At 60.0% G+C, this 17,402-nt stretch carries 8 protein-coding genes; 4 read left to right on the plus strand and 4 right to left on the minus strand.

All coding sequences use genetic code 11. The features are described 5' to 3' along the window. Positions 1 to 111: 111 nt before the first annotated feature. The gene (gene asnS / locus DHV10_RS15720) at positions 112 to 1,485 is read left to right on the plus strand and encodes an asparagine--tRNA ligase (RefSeq protein ID WP_109487338.1); all 1,374 of its coding nucleotides are present in this window, start codon (positions 112 to 114) and stop codon (positions 1,483 to 1,485) included. Positions 1,486 to 2,077: 592 nt separating this feature from the next. On the opposite strand, the gene DHV10_RS15725 is transcribed toward asnS, so the two are convergent. From DHV10_RS15725 to DHV10_RS15735, 3 genes are all read right to left on the minus strand, one after another. After that, entirely contained in the window at positions 2,078 to 2,635 is a 558-nt protein-coding gene (locus tag DHV10_RS15725) for a YceI family protein (protein ID WP_109487339.1), read from the minus strand. 180 nt (positions 2,636 to 2,815) lie between these two features. Beyond that, entirely contained in the window at positions 2,816 to 5,566 is a 2,751-nt protein-coding gene (locus tag DHV10_RS15730) for a glycoside hydrolase family 3 C-terminal domain-containing protein (RefSeq protein ID WP_109487340.1), read from the minus strand. A gap of 99 nt (positions 5,567 to 5,665) precedes the next feature. After that, positions 5,666 to 9,166 carry a carboxypeptidase-like regulatory domain-containing protein gene (locus DHV10_RS15735; protein ID WP_109487341.1) on the minus strand — a complete coding sequence of 1,167 codons (3,501 nt, stop codon included), beginning with the start codon at positions 9,164 to 9,166 and terminating at the stop codon, positions 5,666 to 5,668. Positions 9,167 to 10,011: 845 nt separating this feature from the next. On the opposite strand from DHV10_RS15735, the gene DHV10_RS15740 reads away from it, so the two are divergent. Both DHV10_RS15740 and DHV10_RS15745 read left to right on the plus strand, forming a co-directional pair. Then, positions 10,012 to 12,492 carry an ABC transporter permease gene (locus DHV10_RS15740; protein WP_109487342.1) on the plus strand — a complete coding sequence of 827 codons (2,481 nt, stop codon included), beginning with the start codon at positions 10,012 to 10,014 and terminating at the stop codon, positions 12,490 to 12,492. Between the two features lie 146 nt (positions 12,493 to 12,638). Continuing rightward, positions 12,639 to 14,363, plus strand: coding sequence for a protein kinase domain-containing protein (locus DHV10_RS15745; protein WP_109487343.1), 1,725 nt, complete (start codon positions 12,639 to 12,641; stop codon positions 14,361 to 14,363). Between the two features lie 22 nt (positions 14,364 to 14,385). On the opposite strand, the gene DHV10_RS15750 is transcribed toward DHV10_RS15745, so the two are convergent. After that, positions 14,386 to 15,957: a tannase/feruloyl esterase family alpha/beta hydrolase gene (locus DHV10_RS15750; RefSeq protein ID WP_109487344.1), complete on the minus strand. Its 1,572-nt coding sequence runs from the start codon at positions 15,955 to 15,957 to the stop codon at positions 14,386 to 14,388. 165 nt (positions 15,958 to 16,122) lie between these two features. Between DHV10_RS15750 and DHV10_RS15755 the strand changes: the two genes are divergently transcribed. Continuing rightward, positions 16,123 to 17,352: a hypothetical protein gene (locus DHV10_RS15755; RefSeq protein WP_162601576.1), complete on the plus strand. Its 1,230-nt coding sequence runs from the start codon at positions 16,123 to 16,125 to the stop codon at positions 17,350 to 17,352. Positions 17,353 to 17,402 lie beyond the last annotated feature (50 nt).

Below are 17,402 nucleotides of genomic sequence, written 5' to 3' on the forward strand. Positions count from 1 at the left end.
TGTGTATGGACGATAAATCACGGAGGCCGGATGCAGCGAGGGAGATCGAGATGACGAGCAGCGTTGGAGGTTTATCCTGAAAGGTCTGGAAAACGACGAGAGAGTAGAGCCATGTCTGAAGAAACCGCTGCCATCTCTGGATCCACTGCAACAACGAAACCCGCCGCCCCGGTTGCAACGATCGCCACACTCGGGAAGTTTGAGGGCCAGTCCGTGCAGATTCGCGGGTGGCTGTATAACTCGCGCGAGAGCGGGAAGCTGATCTTCCCCATCTTTCGCGACGGAACGGGTACGGTTCAGGGCGTGGCGCATGTGAAGAGCGTGCCGGCTGAAGTTTTCGAGACGCTGAAGGGGCTTACGCAGGAGTCTTCGGTGATCGTGACGGGCAAGGTGCGGGCCGACAAACGCGCGCCGGGCGGGTACGAGCTCGACGTGGAGAACGTCGAGGTGGTGCAGCGCGTCCCCGAAAGCGAGCCGTATCCAATCACGCCCAAGGAGCACGGGGTCGACTTCCTGATGGAACGGCGGCACCTCTGGGTGCGGTCGCCGAGGCAGTCGGCGATTCTGCGGATTCGTGCGGAGATCATGCGGGCGGCGGCAGAGTACTTCGACAACAATGGATTCATTCGCACGGATCCGCCGATTCTGACGCCGGCGGCGTGCGAGGGAACTTCAACGCTGTTCCCGGTAGATTACTTCGGCGATCCGGCGTTTTTGACGCAGTCGGGGCAGCTCTATATCGAGTCGACGGCACTGGCGCTGGGCAAGGTGTACAGCTTCGGGCCGACGTTCAGGGCGGAGAAGTCGAAGACGCGGCGTCATCTGACCGAGTTCTGGATGATCGAGCCGGAAGTTGCGTATTGCGATCTCGACGGGCTGATGGAGCTAGCGGAGAACTTCATCTCGCACATCGTGCAGAGCGTGGTCAAAAATCGAGAACCTGAGCTTGCCGTGATCGGCCGGGACGTGGAGAAGCTGAAGCAGATCACGCCTCCTTTCCCGCGGCTGCGCTATGACGAGGCGGCAAAGATGCTGAACGAGGCGCACGCGAAGGGCTTGTTGGAGCAGCCATTTGAGTACGGAAATGATTTCGGATCGCCGGATGAGACGTGGCTCAGTTCGCAATTCGACAAGCCGGTGATGGTGCATCGGTATCCGGCGGCAGTCAAGGCCTTCTACATGGAGCCCGATCCGAAGGATCCGAACTTCGCCCTCTGCGTGGATGTGCTGGCGCCGGAGGGATACGGCGAAGTAATCGGCGGATCGCAGCGCGTGTCTAGCTACGAGCTGCTGAAGAGCCGGATCGAAGCGCATAACCTGCCGCTCGAGGCATTCCAATGGTACCTGGATCTGCGTCGGTATGGATCAGTGCCGCACGCGGGATTCGGAATGGGCATCGAGCGAGCCGTCGCGTGGATCTGCGGGCTGGAGCACGTGCGGGAGACGATTCCGTTCGCCCGCATGCTGCACAGAATCTATCCATAGTTGCCAGCTGCCAGTCTCCAGCTATCAGGAATTGGTGCTCACTGGTCAGTAGTCATTGATCGTGGGCAGGAGCCGACGGGTTCGGACCGGGGTTGGATGTCCGCTGATTGTCCGATCCCGGACAGCAGGACCCCTACCCCCCCCATGTACCCTTTGAGGCCAAGTATCCGTTTGTGTGGCTTACGGCGAAGCGTCCGCTGCAGGTGTCTCAGTCCATTGGGCTTCTACACAAGCTGTCTCATAATAAAGGACTTAGAAACGAACGAGGGAAGAAGGGACAAGAGTCGCGAATCCCGTTCTTTTGACATAAGTTTTGCTCTGTACTCATAGCTCAAGTATGAAGAAAATGAGCGAATTGAGCTGCAAAAGGGGCAAAAGATTTTTCTGTTTGGAATCAGGAGCTTAAGGTAGTTCGCGGTTCGATGGCTGTTGACCCCCAGTGAGGTTCACCCCTGTGTCCCTCACCAGCCGCGTTTGCCTGATTGCCAACGAGGCGAGCTCTGCTCCAAGACGATGCGGTCCCGGATACCAAACAGAGCCGGCACGGGGAGACCCGTGCCGTTGTTGCTGACCACTGATCAATGGAAGCTGATCACTGCTTGATGAACTGGGCTTCGATGGTGATGTTCACATCGTCGCCTACGAGAATGCCGCCGGTTTCGAGCGCTGCGTTCCAGCTCAAACCGTAATCTTTGCGGTTGATCTTCGTTGTCGCTGAGAGGCCGATGCGCGTGTTGCCCCACGGATCTTTGCCCGGCGCTGTGGGGCCGTCAACGACGAAAACCTGCTGGCGGGTCTGGCCGTGAATCGTAAGGTCGCCCGTAACGTTGTATCCGCCGTCGCCGTTGGGCTGGACTTTGCTCGACCGGAAAGTCATGGTCCCAAACTGGCCGGCGTCGAAGAAGTCGCCGCTCTTGAGGTGCGCGTCGCGCTGGGCATCGCCGGTGCTGATGGTGTTCACGTCGATGGTGGCCTCGATGCTGGAGAGTGTCTTGTCTGTGGGGTGCTCGGTCAGCGTGCCGGAAAGGCCGTTGAAGCTGCCTTTTACGTTGGAGATCATCATGTGCTTCACCTTGAACTCGGCGTGGGAGTGGGCGGGATCGAGTTTCCAGGTGGTGAGGGTTGCGGGAGTGGAGGTGGTTGTGGCCATGGGGTGGCTCCTTTCAGAAGTCTTGGATGCGCGAAGGAGATAGTTGTTGCAACAAATATTTAGTTAACAGTTGCCAGTCTTCAGTTCTCAGTTGGGGGTTCGTGAAGGGGAAGGACTTGCGGCAGAAATGACGCCAAAAAGGGGTGAACCCGGACGCGGGGAGGGCGTCCGGATTGTTGATCAGTGGGGAAGCTGCTGGCCGCCGCTGATTGTGAATGTGGTTGACATGGTGGCGGGGCCGAGGTCACCATCGGGCTGGGATCCACCGACAGAAAGCTTGTATTCGCCAGCAATTACGGCGCGGACGCCCTTCTCGTCGACTTGCGAGAGCGTGCGCGGATCGAGCTTGAAGGAGACGTGCTTCGTCTCGCCGGGATTGAGGTGCAGGCGCTGGAATCCGGAGAGGGCTTGTTTAGCGGACAGTGCGGCTTGGGGAGGAATGAGGTAGAGCTCCGCAACTTCATCTCCTGCCAGGGAGCCGGTGTTCTTCACGTCGGCTTCGACGGTAAGGGTGTTGCCGGCTTTCAGGCTGGTCGTTGAGAGTTTCAGGCCGGAATAGGCGAAGGTGGCGTAGCTGAGGCCGTCGCCGAAGGCGTAGAGCGGCTTGCCTTTGAAGTAGCGGTAGGTCCGGTTGGCCATGGAGTAGTCTTCGAAGGCGGGCAACTGATCCACGCCAGTGTAGAAGGTTACGGGGAGGCGACCGGCGGGATTGTTCTTGCCGCTGAGCGTTTCAGCAATTGCCTGACCGCCGGACTGGCCGGGGTACCAGGCTTCGATTAGAGCGCGGGCGTTCTGCTGCGCCCAGTTCATAGCGAGAGCGCTGCCGTTGAGCAGGACAACTGTTATTGGTTTGCCGGCCCTGGCTACAGCTTCGAGCATTTGCTTCTGAACATCCGGCAATTCGATGTCAGTGCGATCGCCCCCGGAGAAGCCCTTTGCGTCCACCTTCATCTCTTCCCCTTCGAGACGCGGGGTAAGTCCGACGAAGGCAATGACCGCTTCGGCATTCGATGCTGCTTCGACGGCCTGCTTCTGGAGGAGTTCGGGCGAGGGAGTCCATTCGAAGGAGAGCCCGGCGCCGGTGATGCGACCCGACTGAATGTACTCGATCCGGAGCTCGTGCGGGCGGGTATCGGCAAAGGGGACAGCGAAGTGTTGCACCGCACCGTAGTTGCGTCCGGAAGGCGGCAGCTTGGTGGCAGTTGGCGTCGGCGGAGCGGCGGGCTCGAGCTTTTTCCCGTCGAGATAGACGGCGAACTTCAGCTTGTCCTGGCAGGGGTAGCAGATGGGCAGGCGGAACTGAAGATTCAGCGTGTCGGCCACGGGAGCGCGGAGAGCGCCGACCCAGCGGACCGCGAAGGACTGGTTGGACGTGTCGGAGGGTTCAACTGGATTGGCGAAGGCCCAGTCAAAGTCGATTTCCTTGTCGATGCGGACCATTGCGGGAGCGCCATCGAAGCTGGGCTTCGAGAAGTACTGCCCCTCAAGGCCATCGACCGTCGAATCCGTCGCTGCGCGCAGCATGGTGCGCGGGACGGGAAGGTCACCATTGGCGATGTAGGTTGCGCCTTGTGCGTAAAGGACGTGGTCGTGGCCGAACTCGGACTCGATGCCGTCAATTGGGAGAATGGGGTGGAGCGGGATCGCGTTGTAGTTGCCCTCAAGGGCGACGCGCGATCCGGCGAGAGGGCCGACCACGGCGATGGTCTGATGCTTTGCGGGATCGATCGGGAGGAAGTGGCCCTCGTTCTTGAGCAGCACCATGGATTCGCGTGAGGCGCGGAGGGCGAGAGCAGCGTGTTCGGGTGAGTTCACAAGCGTCATCGGCATTTTTGAGAACGGGACTTGTTCGGGTGGATCGAACATGCCTAGCTTCATGCGTGCGGTGAACAGGCGCTTGAGGGAGACGTCGATCTGCGGCTCGGAGACGAGTCCCTTGTGAACAGCGTCGGTAAGGGCGCGGTACTCGGTGCCGCAGTCTGTGTCCGTTCCGGCGAGGACGCCGGCGGCTGATCCAGCGGGAGCGTCGGGCGAGTAGTGATGGCCGTAGGACTCGTAAAAGTCGCCGATGGCACCGCAATCGGAAGTGACGAACCCGTTAAAGTGCCAGTCGCCGCGGAGAATGTCGCCGAGCAGCATCTTGTTCGCGCAGGCGGGAACTTTGTCGACGCGGTTGTAGGCGCACATGATCGAGTCGGCTTTGCTATCGACGATGGTGGCGCGGAAGGCAGGCAGGTAGGTGTCCCAGAGATCGTGCGGGGAGGGATCGACGTTGGCCTTGTGGCGGGTGGACTCGGGGCCGCTGTGCACGGCGTAGTGCTTGGGAGTAGCTATAGCGCGGAAGTATTTGGGGTCGTCGCCCTGGATGCCTTCGACAAAGGCGGTGCCCAGGTGCGCTGTCAGGAACGGATCTTCGCCGTAGGTCTCCTGCCCACGGCCCCAGCGGGGATCGCGAAAGATGTTGATGTTGGGCGACCAGATGGTGAGGCCGAAGTAGCGGTCGTGATTGTTGTGCGCGATGGCGTCGTTGTACTTGGATCGGGCTTCCGTTGAAACGACTCCGCCGATGGAGTGGACGAGCGGGGCGTCCCAAGTGGCGGCGTTTCCGATGGCCTGCGGGAAGAGAGTCGCGAATCCGGAACGAGCAACCCCGTGAAGACCTTCGTTCCACCAGTTGTAGGCGGGGATGTCGAGGCGCGGGATTGCGGGAGCGCGGTCGATGAGCTGCGAGACCTTCTCTTCGAGGGTGAGCCGTCTTACTAGATCGTCCACGCGTTTCTCGATCGGGAGAGACGCATCGCGGAACGGCATGACAGCGGCGGCTTTGATCTGCTCCGGTGTCGGAGCCGGCGCAGCAGTCTCTGCTGCCTGTTGTGCGTAAGTAGCGAGAGGAAGAAGAGCAACAGCGATCAAAACAGAAAGCGTGCGCATGAGGATGAGTGTCTCCGTGAGCATGGTACGAGGCGGGGATTCGAGTGAGCAAAAAAAGAGGGAGGGAGGACGAAGCCTCCCTCCCGGCACACCACAAACTCAGAAGATAAATTTGCCGCCGAGTTCGAGCAGGCGCGGACCGTAGTCCGACGTGACCTGACCGAAGTTTCCGTCATGTGAGGCACGATCAACACCCGAGTAGTTCGTGTGGTTGAACGTGTTGAAGGACTCGAAGCGAAGTTCGATGCGCGGTCCCTCGTGCGAGGTAAGCGCGAAGGCCTTGAACAACGAGAGGTTTTCATTGATCAGTGCCGGTCCCAGGACGGAATCTTTCCCCGTGTTGCCGAAGCCCTGGTTGGGGCCGCCGTTCCATGGGGCAATCGGATCCGCAAATGCGGTCTTATCGAACCAGGCAGCGGCCGTCTTCGGATACCTGACTGCGCTGACTTTGTTCGGCCGATTGGTGAAGCCGCCACCGAGTCCCACGGTGTCGGTTCCGTTATAGGTGATGGTGAGCGGAAGTCCGGTCTCTGCCGCGGTGATGCCGGAGATCTGCCAACCGCCAACGAGCGTGCGCGCCAGCAAGTTGCCGCTGTGCTTGAACCACGGCAGCCCATAGACGTAGCTCGCGTTGAAGATGTGGCGACGATCGAAGCTGGTATCCGAACCCCAGTCGTACTTGGGATTGTAGGGATTGGAGAGGCTGCCGAGATCGTTCGTCACCTCGTCGATGTTGTGCCCGTAGGTGTAGGAGAACTGCGTGGTGAGGCCCCAGCGATTCTCAATGCGGAGACCGGCCTGGAACGAGTTGTAGTTGAAGTGTGTTTCGTTTTCTTCCTGCGTGATGCCGGCATATCCGGGGTAGTTCCGGTAGAGGTTGGCATTGGCGCCGCCCGCAACCGCCTGGCGATTGGTGATGTCGTTCAGCGGGAGCGTGTTCACGGCGCGATCGTCGTTCTGATCCCATCCGTCAGAACCCACATACTGCATCACGGCAACAACGGAAGGAGAAACCTGCTTCTGGATACCCAGGCTGTAGTCCATGGTTCCCGGGGCAGGGTAGTTGTAATTGATTGAGGTGAGAGTGGACGGGAAGGTCTGTGACGTCGTTGCACCGGTCACAGCACTCGTGTGCGGATCGGAGAAGTAAACGTTGGTTGCCGAAGGCTGGTAGGCGAACGGCGGATTGAGAGCGGCGTTGTAGACGTCGTTGCCCTGCACGCGCTCATAGAAGACGCCAGCGCCGCCGCGAAGCACGGTCTTGCCGTCGCCGAAGATATCCCAGTTGAAGCCGACGCGCGGCTGCCAGGTAAAGTAGCGGTTTTCGACGTTGCCGCGCGGGAACCCGTTCACACCAGCTTCGCGGATTCCGTTGAGGTAGAACGGCTGAGTTCCAGCCTTCGGGAAGGTGGAGAGGAACTCTGGTCGAATGGTGCCCAGGTTGGGATCGCCGGGAGTGTTGTTCAGCGGGTATCCGGCTGATCTGTTGTAGTCGGCCTGCACGAAGTTAGCGAAGGCATCGTAGCGCTCAAAGGCGTGAGGCATGCCGTCGAAGCGCAAACCGATGTTCAACACGAAGTGCGGTGTGAGGTGCCAATTGTCGTTTGCATAGGCACCGTAGTTGTTATTGACCCAGTGCTTGCCTGCAAGATCGCGAAGCTGCGTAAAGCTGGACGCATCGCCAAGCAGGAAGTCAATGTAGGAGTCGCCCGAGAAGTTCTTGTTGCTGGAGTTGAACGCTGCGGTGCCCTGGGTGTTGGCCTGGAGCTGCTGGTTCTTGTAGTCATGGAGCCAGTTGGCGCCGAATTTGAACTGGTGGCGACCCTTGTTCCAGGTGAGGTCGTCACGGTATTCAAAGCCTTCGTAGCCGTTCTTCCAGGGGAAGTAGGATTCGGTCCAGGTCACGCTGAGAGGCGAGCCTTGCAGATCGATCTCAGGCATGTCGTTGCCGGCGTTGTTGGCCACAGGGAAGAAGCTCGAGGCTGTCCAGCCGGAGGGAATCTGGAATGATCCACCCTGCCCAGCAGTCGGCGTCAGGCGAATTTTGTTGCCCCCATACAGGAAGGCGGTTTCGTTGAGCAGGTTGGGCGAGTACGTCTGTGTGAGGCGAATCGCCGCAGTGTAGGAGGGATTCTGCATTGTTGTTCCCACCGTCGGATAGGTGCTCGAACTCCACAGCGGCGGGAAGAAGCTCTTGGTCATCGAGTCGTGCAGGAAGTGGCCCATCAACTGAAACTTGGAGTTGATGGTGTGGTCGATGCGGAAGACGTCTTCGCGCACGTTCTCTGGCTGAGGAATGGAAGCGATGTACTGGCTGGTTCCGAGATTGGGCTTCGGGAAAGTGCCGGAGTTCAATTCCAGCACCGAGTTCGGATCCATCACGGCTGCTGGAATACGGTACGTTCCGTCTGAGTTTGTCGGGAACGGAGAGCCCGGGGTGAGCCCGTTCGCAGTGTAGATCGCAAGCTTCGCTGGGTCGGTTGTCTTGGGCACGAGAGGAGCGTGTCCATTTGGCGATGTGTAGGAGAGATTCTGACCTGCGACAGCGAAGTTGCTAGCCATGATCGTGTTTGCGATCGATGGCGCGCTTCCCTGAATCAGGCGACGCCATTCTTCATTCACGAAGAAGAACGTGCGGCCGCCTGTGAAGGGAATGGGGCCACCGAGGTTCGCGCCGGGCTCATTGAGCTGGAACTTGGGGCGCGACTTGCCGGACCGTTTCAAGAAGTAGTCGTTCGCGTTGTAGTCGGTGTTGCGGTTGAACTCGTAAATTTCGCCGTGGTACTTCTTGGTGCCCGACTTGATCACCATCGTGACGGTGCCGCCGGAGCCGATTCCGTAATCGGGGCTGTAGTTGCTGTCGAGCGTGCGGAACTCAGCGATTGCGTCTTGCGAGGGAAGGTTCATGAAGCAGCCGCCGCAGCCGCGGTCGTTCTGCTCGGCGCCATCGATGAGGTAGATGTTGTGCGACTGGCGGGTTCCGTTGAACTCGATCGCGTTGGATGAGGTGAGCGCGTCGACGCCGCCAAACTGCGGCAGGTTATTGGAGACGCCCAGTCCAAGCGCAGCGAGCGAGGTGATGTTGCGGCCGTTGGTGGAGAGCTGCGAGACTTCTTCACCGTTGATCAGGTTGCTGACCTCACTGGTCTCCGTCTGGACCTGGAGCGAGTTGGCCTCAACCGTGACGGTCTGCGCCTGGCTGCCGACCGACATGGTCACATTTTCCTGGCGGGTTTGCGCGACGTTGAGGACGACGCCAGTTTTCGAGTACTTCTGGAAGCCCTGAGCGTTGGCAGTTACGGTGTAGTTGCCGTGTGCAAGGTTGGCGAAGACGTAGATTCCCGCGCCGTTGGAGGTGGACTGCCGCTCCTGCCCGGTAGCGGTGTCCGTGAGAACAACCGTAGCGTTGGGAATCACCGCGCCGCTGGGATCGGTGACAGTACCGGTCAGTGTTGCGTTTTCCTGGGCGCGCAGAGTCGGAGCGAACGCCGCAAGGGCGATGAAGATCGCAGTAAGCGTGAGAAGCCAGCGCCAGTCTCGAACGCGCGAGCTTTGCTGACCTGTGTCGGGGCTTTTCCGGCTGAGGGGGAAGTGATGCATTGTTTGCCTCCTGAGCAAACGACTCCTGATGCGTCCGGAGACCGCGTCCCGGGCGCCGATGTGCCGTTTCAGTAAGTGACTTGCAGTTCGAACCTGACCCGGCCGCAGTCAGAGATCCTGCGACTGCGGGGACCCGATCTCGAGATCACCTGAGCTTTGTCATGTTTTTCTTCGGACGATTCTCGATGCTTCTCACGTGCAACAGCCCTTCGTTACGGCCCTAATGCCGCAACAGAGGGTAGAGGAAGTCTGAGGTCAGTCGTGCAGGCCGTTCGTGCTTGATCGGCCGGTGTGCGAAGGGTCTTTCCTATCTATCTGCTCTACGGCTCAGTTCGTGTCGATCGCCGTATGGAACGCCGAGTGTTTCGTCTCCGTCGCTGCAATCACTGGACCGATCGCGAACTTACTCGACGGCAAGCGTTATCTTCAGCGCACGTATTCTTGCGCCTTTAGAGCACAGTTGTCAACGTTTTGTGACGAGATGGTTATAGACCCACATCTGGGCAACTTACCTTAGAAAATCACTTTACTCGCGCGGTGAAACGATTGATTGCTGAATCTTATGAAGGATGGAAGAAACCAAGAAATCGTTTACGTAAATCGAGATGTTTTGTTTCGATCCGGTGCGGGTGCATGGGCTGTCCACGTCATGAGCCGGGGACGAAAGCCTGTCCGGTTGTGAACGTTGCCGGGGCGAATCGGACGGTAAACAGGAAGTCCACGCTATCCGGAATTGTCGAAAAGGCCCGAGACAAATCGATTGCACCCTAAAGAAAGTGGGAACCCCGAGTGCTCCGATTTCGTCTTAGGCTGTGTCCCCGGCCCCACGATTTTGGAGGAATTGGATGCAGAATCTGCTGTACGACCTGCGGTATGCAATTCGGCAGTTGCGCAATACGCCAGGCATGGCATTGCTCGCGATACTCACGCTGGCTCTCGGAGTGGGCGCGAATACGGCGATCTTCACGGTGATTGACAGCGTGTTATTGCGGTCCCTGCCGTATGCACATTCCGATCGGCTGGTGTTTATCGGGCCAGGCGGCGACAAGCCGAGCTTCGGGTCGACATCGTGGCTTAACTACAAGGATCTTCAGACCCAAGCGAAGCTGATGGAGAGCGTTGCCGGTTACGCAGAAGACGTGAGCGTGCTGCAGGCGAGAGATGCATCCGTAAGCGTAGTTGCTCCGCGAGTGACCCCGAACCTGTTCCTGATGCTTGGGGCTCGCCCGCTGCTGGGCAGAACGTTCTCCGATGCAGAGGGCCAGTCGAGCGGACCGCCGGTCGTGCTGCTTTCGGAAGGACTGTGGCGGGATACGTTTCACGCCGATCCGAACATAGTGGGCCAGGTAGTCAAGATTGGGGGCAAGCCGAGCACCGTCGTGGGCGTAATGCCCGCCGGCTTCCATTTCCCCGACAACATGGGACCCGATCTGCAGAAAGGCGTGTGGCTGCCGGTTCAGCCAACAGCGGAGATGCTGAAGGAGCGCGGCTATCACTTCTTCAATGTGGTGGGAGTGATGAGGCCGGAAGCGACGGTGAAGCAGGTACAGCAGGAGGTGAGCGCGATCGCAGCGCGGATCCCGTTCGAGCATGAGCCGGTGACATTCCGTGTCGATGCGTACCAGGAGGTGCTGACAGGACCAGTACGGGCTGTACTGATCGCGTTGTTTGGAGCCTTGGGGCTGGTGCTGCTGATTGCGTGCGCCAATGTTTCGAACCTGCTGATTGCGCGGGCCCTTGGCAGGCAGCAGGAGTTCGCCGTGCGGGCGGCGCTGGGTGCAGGAAAGTCGCGGCTCATCGGGCAGATGCTTGCAGAGGGACTCTTGCTGAGTCTGCTCGGTTGCGGAGTTGGCGTTGCTGTGGCGGAACTGGCGATGATGGGGATCCGCAAACTGCCGGATTGGACCATCCCACTTGCGGGCTTAATCAGGATCCACTGGACGGTGCTGCTGGTGCTGGCTGGGATCGCCGCCGTGACGACGATTCTGTCGTCGCTCTTGCCCGCTCTGCTGGTGGCGCGCGCCAACCCGCAGGCTGCGCTGCAGGCCGCCTCGCGCGGAGTCGGATCGAAGTCGGCTGGAGGCAAACTGAGCGGATGGCTGGTTGTCGGCGAGGTGGCCCTGTCCACGTTATTGCTGGTGGGAACGGGACTGCTGTTCCGAACTCTCTGGAACCTGGAGCAGTCGCATCTTGGCTTTACAACCGAGCATGTCACCACGTTCACGGCCATGCCCGCGGATGCCGCAGGGTTCTCCGGGATGGCAGTCTCAGAGGACACGCAGAACGCGCCGGCCTCGGTTGCGACCATTACCTATGAGCCGGTGCTGGAACGAATCAGGCAGTTGCCGGGGTTTGAGGCCGCAGCTATGGCAACGTCACCGCCGCTCTCGGGCATGGACCTGCATTCAAGCTTCGATATCCTTGGCCAGCCGACGGACCGTTCTCATCACCCTGAGGCGCGGGTCTCCGCGGTGAGCGGCGATTATGCGCATGCCATGGGAACACCGATTGTAAGGGGTCGCATGATCGGCGATTCAGATGCGCTGACGACGCCCTTTGTCGCGGTCGTGAATGAATCGCTCGCGAAAAAGTATTTCGCAGATAAGGATCCGATCGGGAAGCAGATCAATCTCGGCGGCAAGAATACCGGAATGATCAAGCCCTACACGATCGTGGGTCTCCTGGCCGATCAGGTCGACTCCAATGTAGGCGGATCGATACAGCCGCTTGTGCTGTTGCCGCAACAGCAGATTCCGACGACGTCGCTCTTCTACCAGGCGCTGCTCAAGACGGTGGTCACCTTCGTCGTAAAGACGCGAGGAAATATTCCCGTGGCGCAGCAGGTGCGCACTGTCTTCCATGAGCTTGCCCCTGCATTCGCGCTCGACAACTTCCAGACCATGCAGGAGGCCGTGGACAAGAACACGTTCAGCCAGCGACTCGGGCTCTATCTCGTGGGATCGTTCGCGGGACTGGCGATTGCAATGGTGATCGCGGGGCTCTACGGCGTGCTGTCTCAGCTTGTGAGTTATCGGCGGCGAGAGATTGGCGTGCGCATGGCGCTGGGGGCGACGCGGGCGAGCGTGGCCAAACTGGTGCTGCGGCAAGGGTCTTTGCTGATTGGAGGAGGCCTGGTTGCCGGACTTCTGCTGGCGTTCGCGTCGGGGAGGCTGATCAAGGGTTTCCTGTATGAAGTGAAGCCCCTTGATGCGTCCACCTATGCCGCGGTCGCGGTGGTGCTCACGCTGATCGGGCTTGTAGCGGCACTCATCCCGGCGCGGCGGGCGGCTACGATTCAGCCGATACAGGCGCTAAGGGATGAGTAACGGACGGACTGGAGAAAAGTGATCAGGGATTAACAAACCATTTATCTGCAACGAATTCTAAGATAATGCCGCCCCTGATCGAGCCTTATCTTGCTCTGCGGTGCGGCGCGCATCCAAGCAGAGATGTGCGTTGGTAGAATCTGGCAATGATCTGTGAAGGCTGGGAAGGGCTCACAGTCGACGGAAAGTTCCCGCTGCTGGAGTGGCTGGGTGGATGGGCAGACCGCTGCGTCTTTCTCACGGTACGTCAGTCGACGCATACCGCGAACATCAAGCTGATCCAGGCGAGCGGCGCTGAGGCGGACGCCTGCGTTGCGAAGTGGGAGGCCGCCAAGGCGCTGCCTCACCCCTGCCTCGTGGAGATGATGGAGACCGGGCGCTATCGGCTGAACGACATCGATGTAGCGTACGTTGTGACTGAAAAGGCCGAGACCTTTCTCTCCGGCATTGTTCCGCGCAAGGCGCTCGATCCGGTGAAGGTGCAGGAGATTCTGCTGCCCGTAGTCGACGCCCTCACCTTCGTACATGAGAAGGGATTCGTGCACGGGAGCGTGAAACCGTCGAGCATCGCCCTGATCGATGAAGAGTGGAAGCTCTCGGCCGATGAGATGGAGCGCGCGGGAGAACCGCTGCGGCTGAATCGAGAACTCGATACCTACGATGCTCCGGAGCTTGGTTCCGGAGCAGTAACGCCGGCGGCAGACATGTGGTCGCTGGGCATGATCATCGTGGAGGCATGTTCGCAGCGAACGCCCGTGTGGGATCGAAACGCTCCGGGCGATTTAGGCGTTCCGGACTGGCTGCCGCAGCCATTCCAGGAGATTGCGCGCGAATGCATCCGCTGGGACCCTGCGCGGCGGATATCGATCGGAAAGGTGAGAGATCTGCTGTCACGAACCGCGATACCTGCGGCCTCAGCAAACGCTGCACCGTCGCGCGAGGCTGAAGCGCATCGTGCCGTCTCGGCCACCGCCGTCGCAACCGCGCCCGTTTCCACGCTGTCTGAACGTGTGGCGGCGGTCCGAGCGGCAGAACCTGACGAGTTGCGGCCCGCTCCAAAGAGGCTCATCGAGGATGAGCCTGGCGAACTCACACCGCGAACGCCGCGGCTCTTTGGCGATCTGGACTACGAAGAAGAGCGTCCGAGCCGTACCGGACCAGTGTTGTTCACTTTGCTGGTTCTGCTTGTGATCGCCGCGATCTTCGGCATTCGGTACAAGGACCGGATCATGCCGCTGATAGCAAAACGCAGTACGCCGGCGCAGAGCGAGCGTACGCCGCAGACGGAAGCGCCGCAGAATCCTGAGGGTGTGGCGAAGTCCGATCAGGAGCCGCCGCCAGGTGCCGCGCAAAGCTCTCAGTCTGCGAACCAGGCGAGCGGAACCGCAACGCCTGCGCAGAGTCCTGCGCCACAGGCAGCGGCTGATGCTGCCAAGGCTCCGGCACAACCGGCACCGCAGGCGCAGGCTCCTGCCGAAACCGCCGAAGCAAAGCCGCAGCCCGAGCCGGAACCTAAGGAAACTCCGAAAACTGAGGAGAGGAAGGCGCCTCCAGTTCCACGAGTGACGAACGCCAAAGGCGCAGTGCTGAAGCGTGTTCTACCCAACGTCGCACCTGGCGCTGTGGAAAGCATGCGCAGGCCGGTGCAGGTGGATGTGCGCGTTTCCGTGAACAGCAGCGGGTCGGTGTCGAGCGCCCAGTGCGTAACGCAGAGCCGCGGCAACTACTGGGCCAGGATTTCGCAGCAGGCTGCAGAGGGGTGGAAGTTCAAAGCCCCGGTAAGCGACGGCAAGGCACGCGACAGCTACTGGATGCTGCTGTTTCAGTACAACCGCGGACGTACCGACGTGGTCGCAACGGAACTGCGCTGAGTTGGCCGATGCAGTCTCGAGCCTAGGGCGCGGCGCAGGTGAAGTTTGCTGCGTCGCTGGTGTCACCGCTTCCTGAATACTTTGCCACCTTGGGATATGCGCAGAGCGGGCGCGTCATGACGACTTTGGGTGCTCCGTTTTCCCCCTGACCGTACTTCGTCGCAGTGATGTTCTCTTCCGGGGCACCCTTCTCGACCCAGTTCACAAGTGAGTCGAACAGACCGAACGTTGACCCTTTCGCCGTTTGCAACCCAAACTGGCCGAAGAAACTGGGGCCCGGTCCGCCGGCGCAGTGCTCCACGCCGGGAGCCATGTAAAGGCGGAGGAAAGATCCGGTGTCACCCATCTTCTGCTGGACATCCTGGTAATAGGCGACGGTGTTCCAGGGAGAGATGGCCTGGTCATCCCAGCCGTGATAGAGGATCAGCTTGCCTCCGTGCGATGAGAATTTGCTGAGGTCAGGATCGGTTGCGTCGAGGTCCGCGGCTTCCTTCTCGCGTGATTCGCGAAAAGAGGCGTCCGGATCGGCGGTGAGCGCGTTCCACTTGGGATTCCCCGTGACCATGTAACGGAAGTAGTTCTCAAGATAATGAAGGCTCGAAGCGCTGGTCGGATCCTGGCCAATGACCCACTCGCGCCAGCCCATCTCGTCTCCGGCAGTGAAGCCGGGCATGGAGAATTTTCCAGAGCTGCCTTTCTGTCCCTCGTAGATCAACTTGAGCGTGTTGATCTGCGGCTGTGTGAGACAGTTGAGCGTTTCTTCGCCCTTGCACAGCAGCACCTGCGGATCGAAATGGCACATCGAGGGATCATTGACGATGCCATCTTTCACACCGTCCAGCGCATCGCATGCCGCGAGAGAGGCTTTCTCGATCGCCGGAAGTTTGAGATCGGAGAAGTAGGCGCGCGGGTCGGATTGGCGGGCCTGGACGGCCTTCACTCCCATGCCGAGCATGGTGGACCAGGCGTTGGCGGGGGCTCCGGCCAGGATGCCATCGTAGTCCGTCGGGAAACGCTGTGCCTCGACCAGCGCTTCGCGGCCCCCATCGGAGCAGGAGTCGAAGTAGGCTTTGTTCTCGTGCTTGCCGAAGAAGGCGGAGATGATTTCGCCGGCGCGAATGCGGGTGAGATGAACCGATCGCCAGCCGAAGTCCTTCACTTTTTCAGGATGCCCAAAGGCCCAGGTGGCGTCAGTCGCATTGCCCTGGTGGCCGGCATCGGAACCTGCAACCGCAAAGTTGCGCTTGAGGTAAGAGGCAAGCTCGTCGTAGCCGATCGAACCGGCGAATCCGCCATTGCCTGCCCCAAGCAGCCGGCCATTCCAGTTCTGTGCAGGAAGCCAGACTTCGAAATGGATAGCGGAGTCGCTGGTGGGGCGCAGGACGCCTGTAACCCGGCAGAAGGGCGGAAGGCCGGAGTAAGGCTGACGTGAATCGGAGATCGTGAGCGTGCCGGAGTCGACTTGCTCCGCAAGCGTTATGGTGGTGCTGTCGAGCTTCAGGGACTTGAGCGAAGCGCAATCGGCTGCGTGAACGGATGTTGCGCAAGCAGAACATACGAGAACGAGGCAGCAAAGGCGGGCGATAGTTTTCAAGCGACCCCCATCGAGATGCGGAGAAGTACGAGTGGATTAAATCAGATGGGCGGTGCAGCCTGCCAGAGTGGGATGAAGGAGAGCTTGGATGTAACATCTTCCATTTGTGACGGAGCGCAGCCCTTCCAGGGCAGAAACTCGCGAAATGCGGCTACACTTTCGACAATGATCCCGAAACCGGTTCAGATTCGCGCAGCACGAGGCCGCGCACTCGCCGCACTGATTTGTCTAGGTAGCGCCGCTGCTCTTGCTCAGCAGATTCCGCAGATAAACCGGTCCCACAGTTTCGGCCCAGACCAGTGCGGTCCCGCTGATCCGGCGTACATCAAAACCGCAAACGAGACCGGCGGTGTGCCGCTGTTTCTGCAGCGGAGCGAGGTCGCCAAGTCGTTTCACGTGGTGCGGGAGTCGACGCGCGAGAACGTCGCGACGGTGTTGTGGGCCTCTGCGAAGCTGGCGGGTGCTGGGCAGAGCTTTGAGGTTCCGGTGGATTCGGTCACAGAGCGCATCACGTTCACCTTCTCCGTCGACACAAAAGGAACGAAGCTCGTGCTGCGGCAGCCGAGCGGGCAGGAGGTCGTGGCCGGATCTCCTGGAACGGAAGACACAGAGCTGAATTGTGGCCGAGTGATCACAGTGGTGAAGCCGCAAGCAGGAATGTGGCATGCGGAGGTGACCGGGACCGGGACCTTCTGGATCGAAGCGCAGGCGCAGAGCGAGATCTACTTCATCAAAGCCGAGTTCGTTGAGCTGCGCGGTCGGCCGGGGCACGAAGGGTTCTTCAAGATCAACGGGCAGCCGATTGCTGGACAGCCAGCGACACTGCAGGTCTCGATGTCGGCAACGCAAGTGGAAACAACGGAGTTCGAACTGGTGAATACCAAAGGCGAGGCCCTCGAGAAACTTCACCTGAAAACGATCGATCACGATCGAGAGTTTCTGGAACTCACCGGCGAGGTTAAACTGCCGGACCAGCCGTTCCGAATCGCGGTCACGGGTCGCGATGCCAAGGGGATGCCATATCAACGGTTCGACTCGCCTCTGTTTCACGGGGAGAGCGTTCAGGTTGTTCCGAAAGTCAGCTTCGACGAGATCGCGCCGGGAGAGAAAAGAACCGGCGAGTTCGAGGTCAGGAACTTCGGACCCGCGCGGACCTTCAAGGTGACGGTTACGGATGCACGGAAGCTGGTCAGCAGCTTTGAGCCGAAGGAGCTTACGCTTCCGACGCACGGGAGCGGCACTCTGAAAGTGCAGCTCGCGGTTCCTGCCCGCACAACCAATTTCGGAGACGACCTGGTCGTAGTAGTTGCCAGCACGTCGGGCGCACCAACGACGAACTCCGCGATTGTGCACCTGTTGGTCGCCAGCAAGCCAGAGGCCGAAGGGCAGCGCTGAGACCGCCCGCTTTCAGGCCTTCCACATGGAACGCTCTCGACCGGGACGTA

Origin of the sequence: Occallatibacter savannae (genome assembly GCF_003131205.1) — a bacterium.
Lineage (GTDB): Bacteria > Acidobacteriota > Terriglobia > Terriglobales > Acidobacteriaceae > Telmatobacter > Telmatobacter savannae.

Bases quoted from the DNA above. Each gene is read 5' to 3' on its own strand.
- asnS (WP_109487338.1), top strand. From the start codon at position 112: ATGTCTGAAGAAACCGCTGCCATCTCTGGATCCACTGCAACAACGAAA.
- DHV10_RS15745 (WP_109487343.1), top strand. From the start codon at position 12,639: ATGATCTGTGAAGGCTGGGAAGGGCTCACAGTCGACGGAAAGTTCCCG.
- DHV10_RS15725 (WP_109487339.1), bottom strand. From the start codon at position 2,635: ATGGCCACAACCACCTCCACTCCCGCAACCCTCACCACCTGGAAACTC.
- DHV10_RS15740 (WP_109487342.1), top strand. From the start codon at position 10,012: ATGCAGAATCTGCTGTACGACCTGCGGTATGCAATTCGGCAGTTGCGC.
- DHV10_RS15730 (WP_109487340.1), bottom strand. From the start codon at position 5,566: ATGCGCACGCTTTCTGTTTTGATCGCTGTTGCTCTTCTTCCTCTCGCT.
- DHV10_RS15735 (WP_109487341.1), bottom strand. From the start codon at position 9,166: ATGCATCACTTCCCCCTCAGCCGGAAAAGCCCCGACACAGGTCAGCAA.
- DHV10_RS15755 (WP_162601576.1), top strand. From the start codon at position 16,123: ATGATCCCGAAACCGGTTCAGATTCGCGCAGCACGAGGCCGCGCACTC.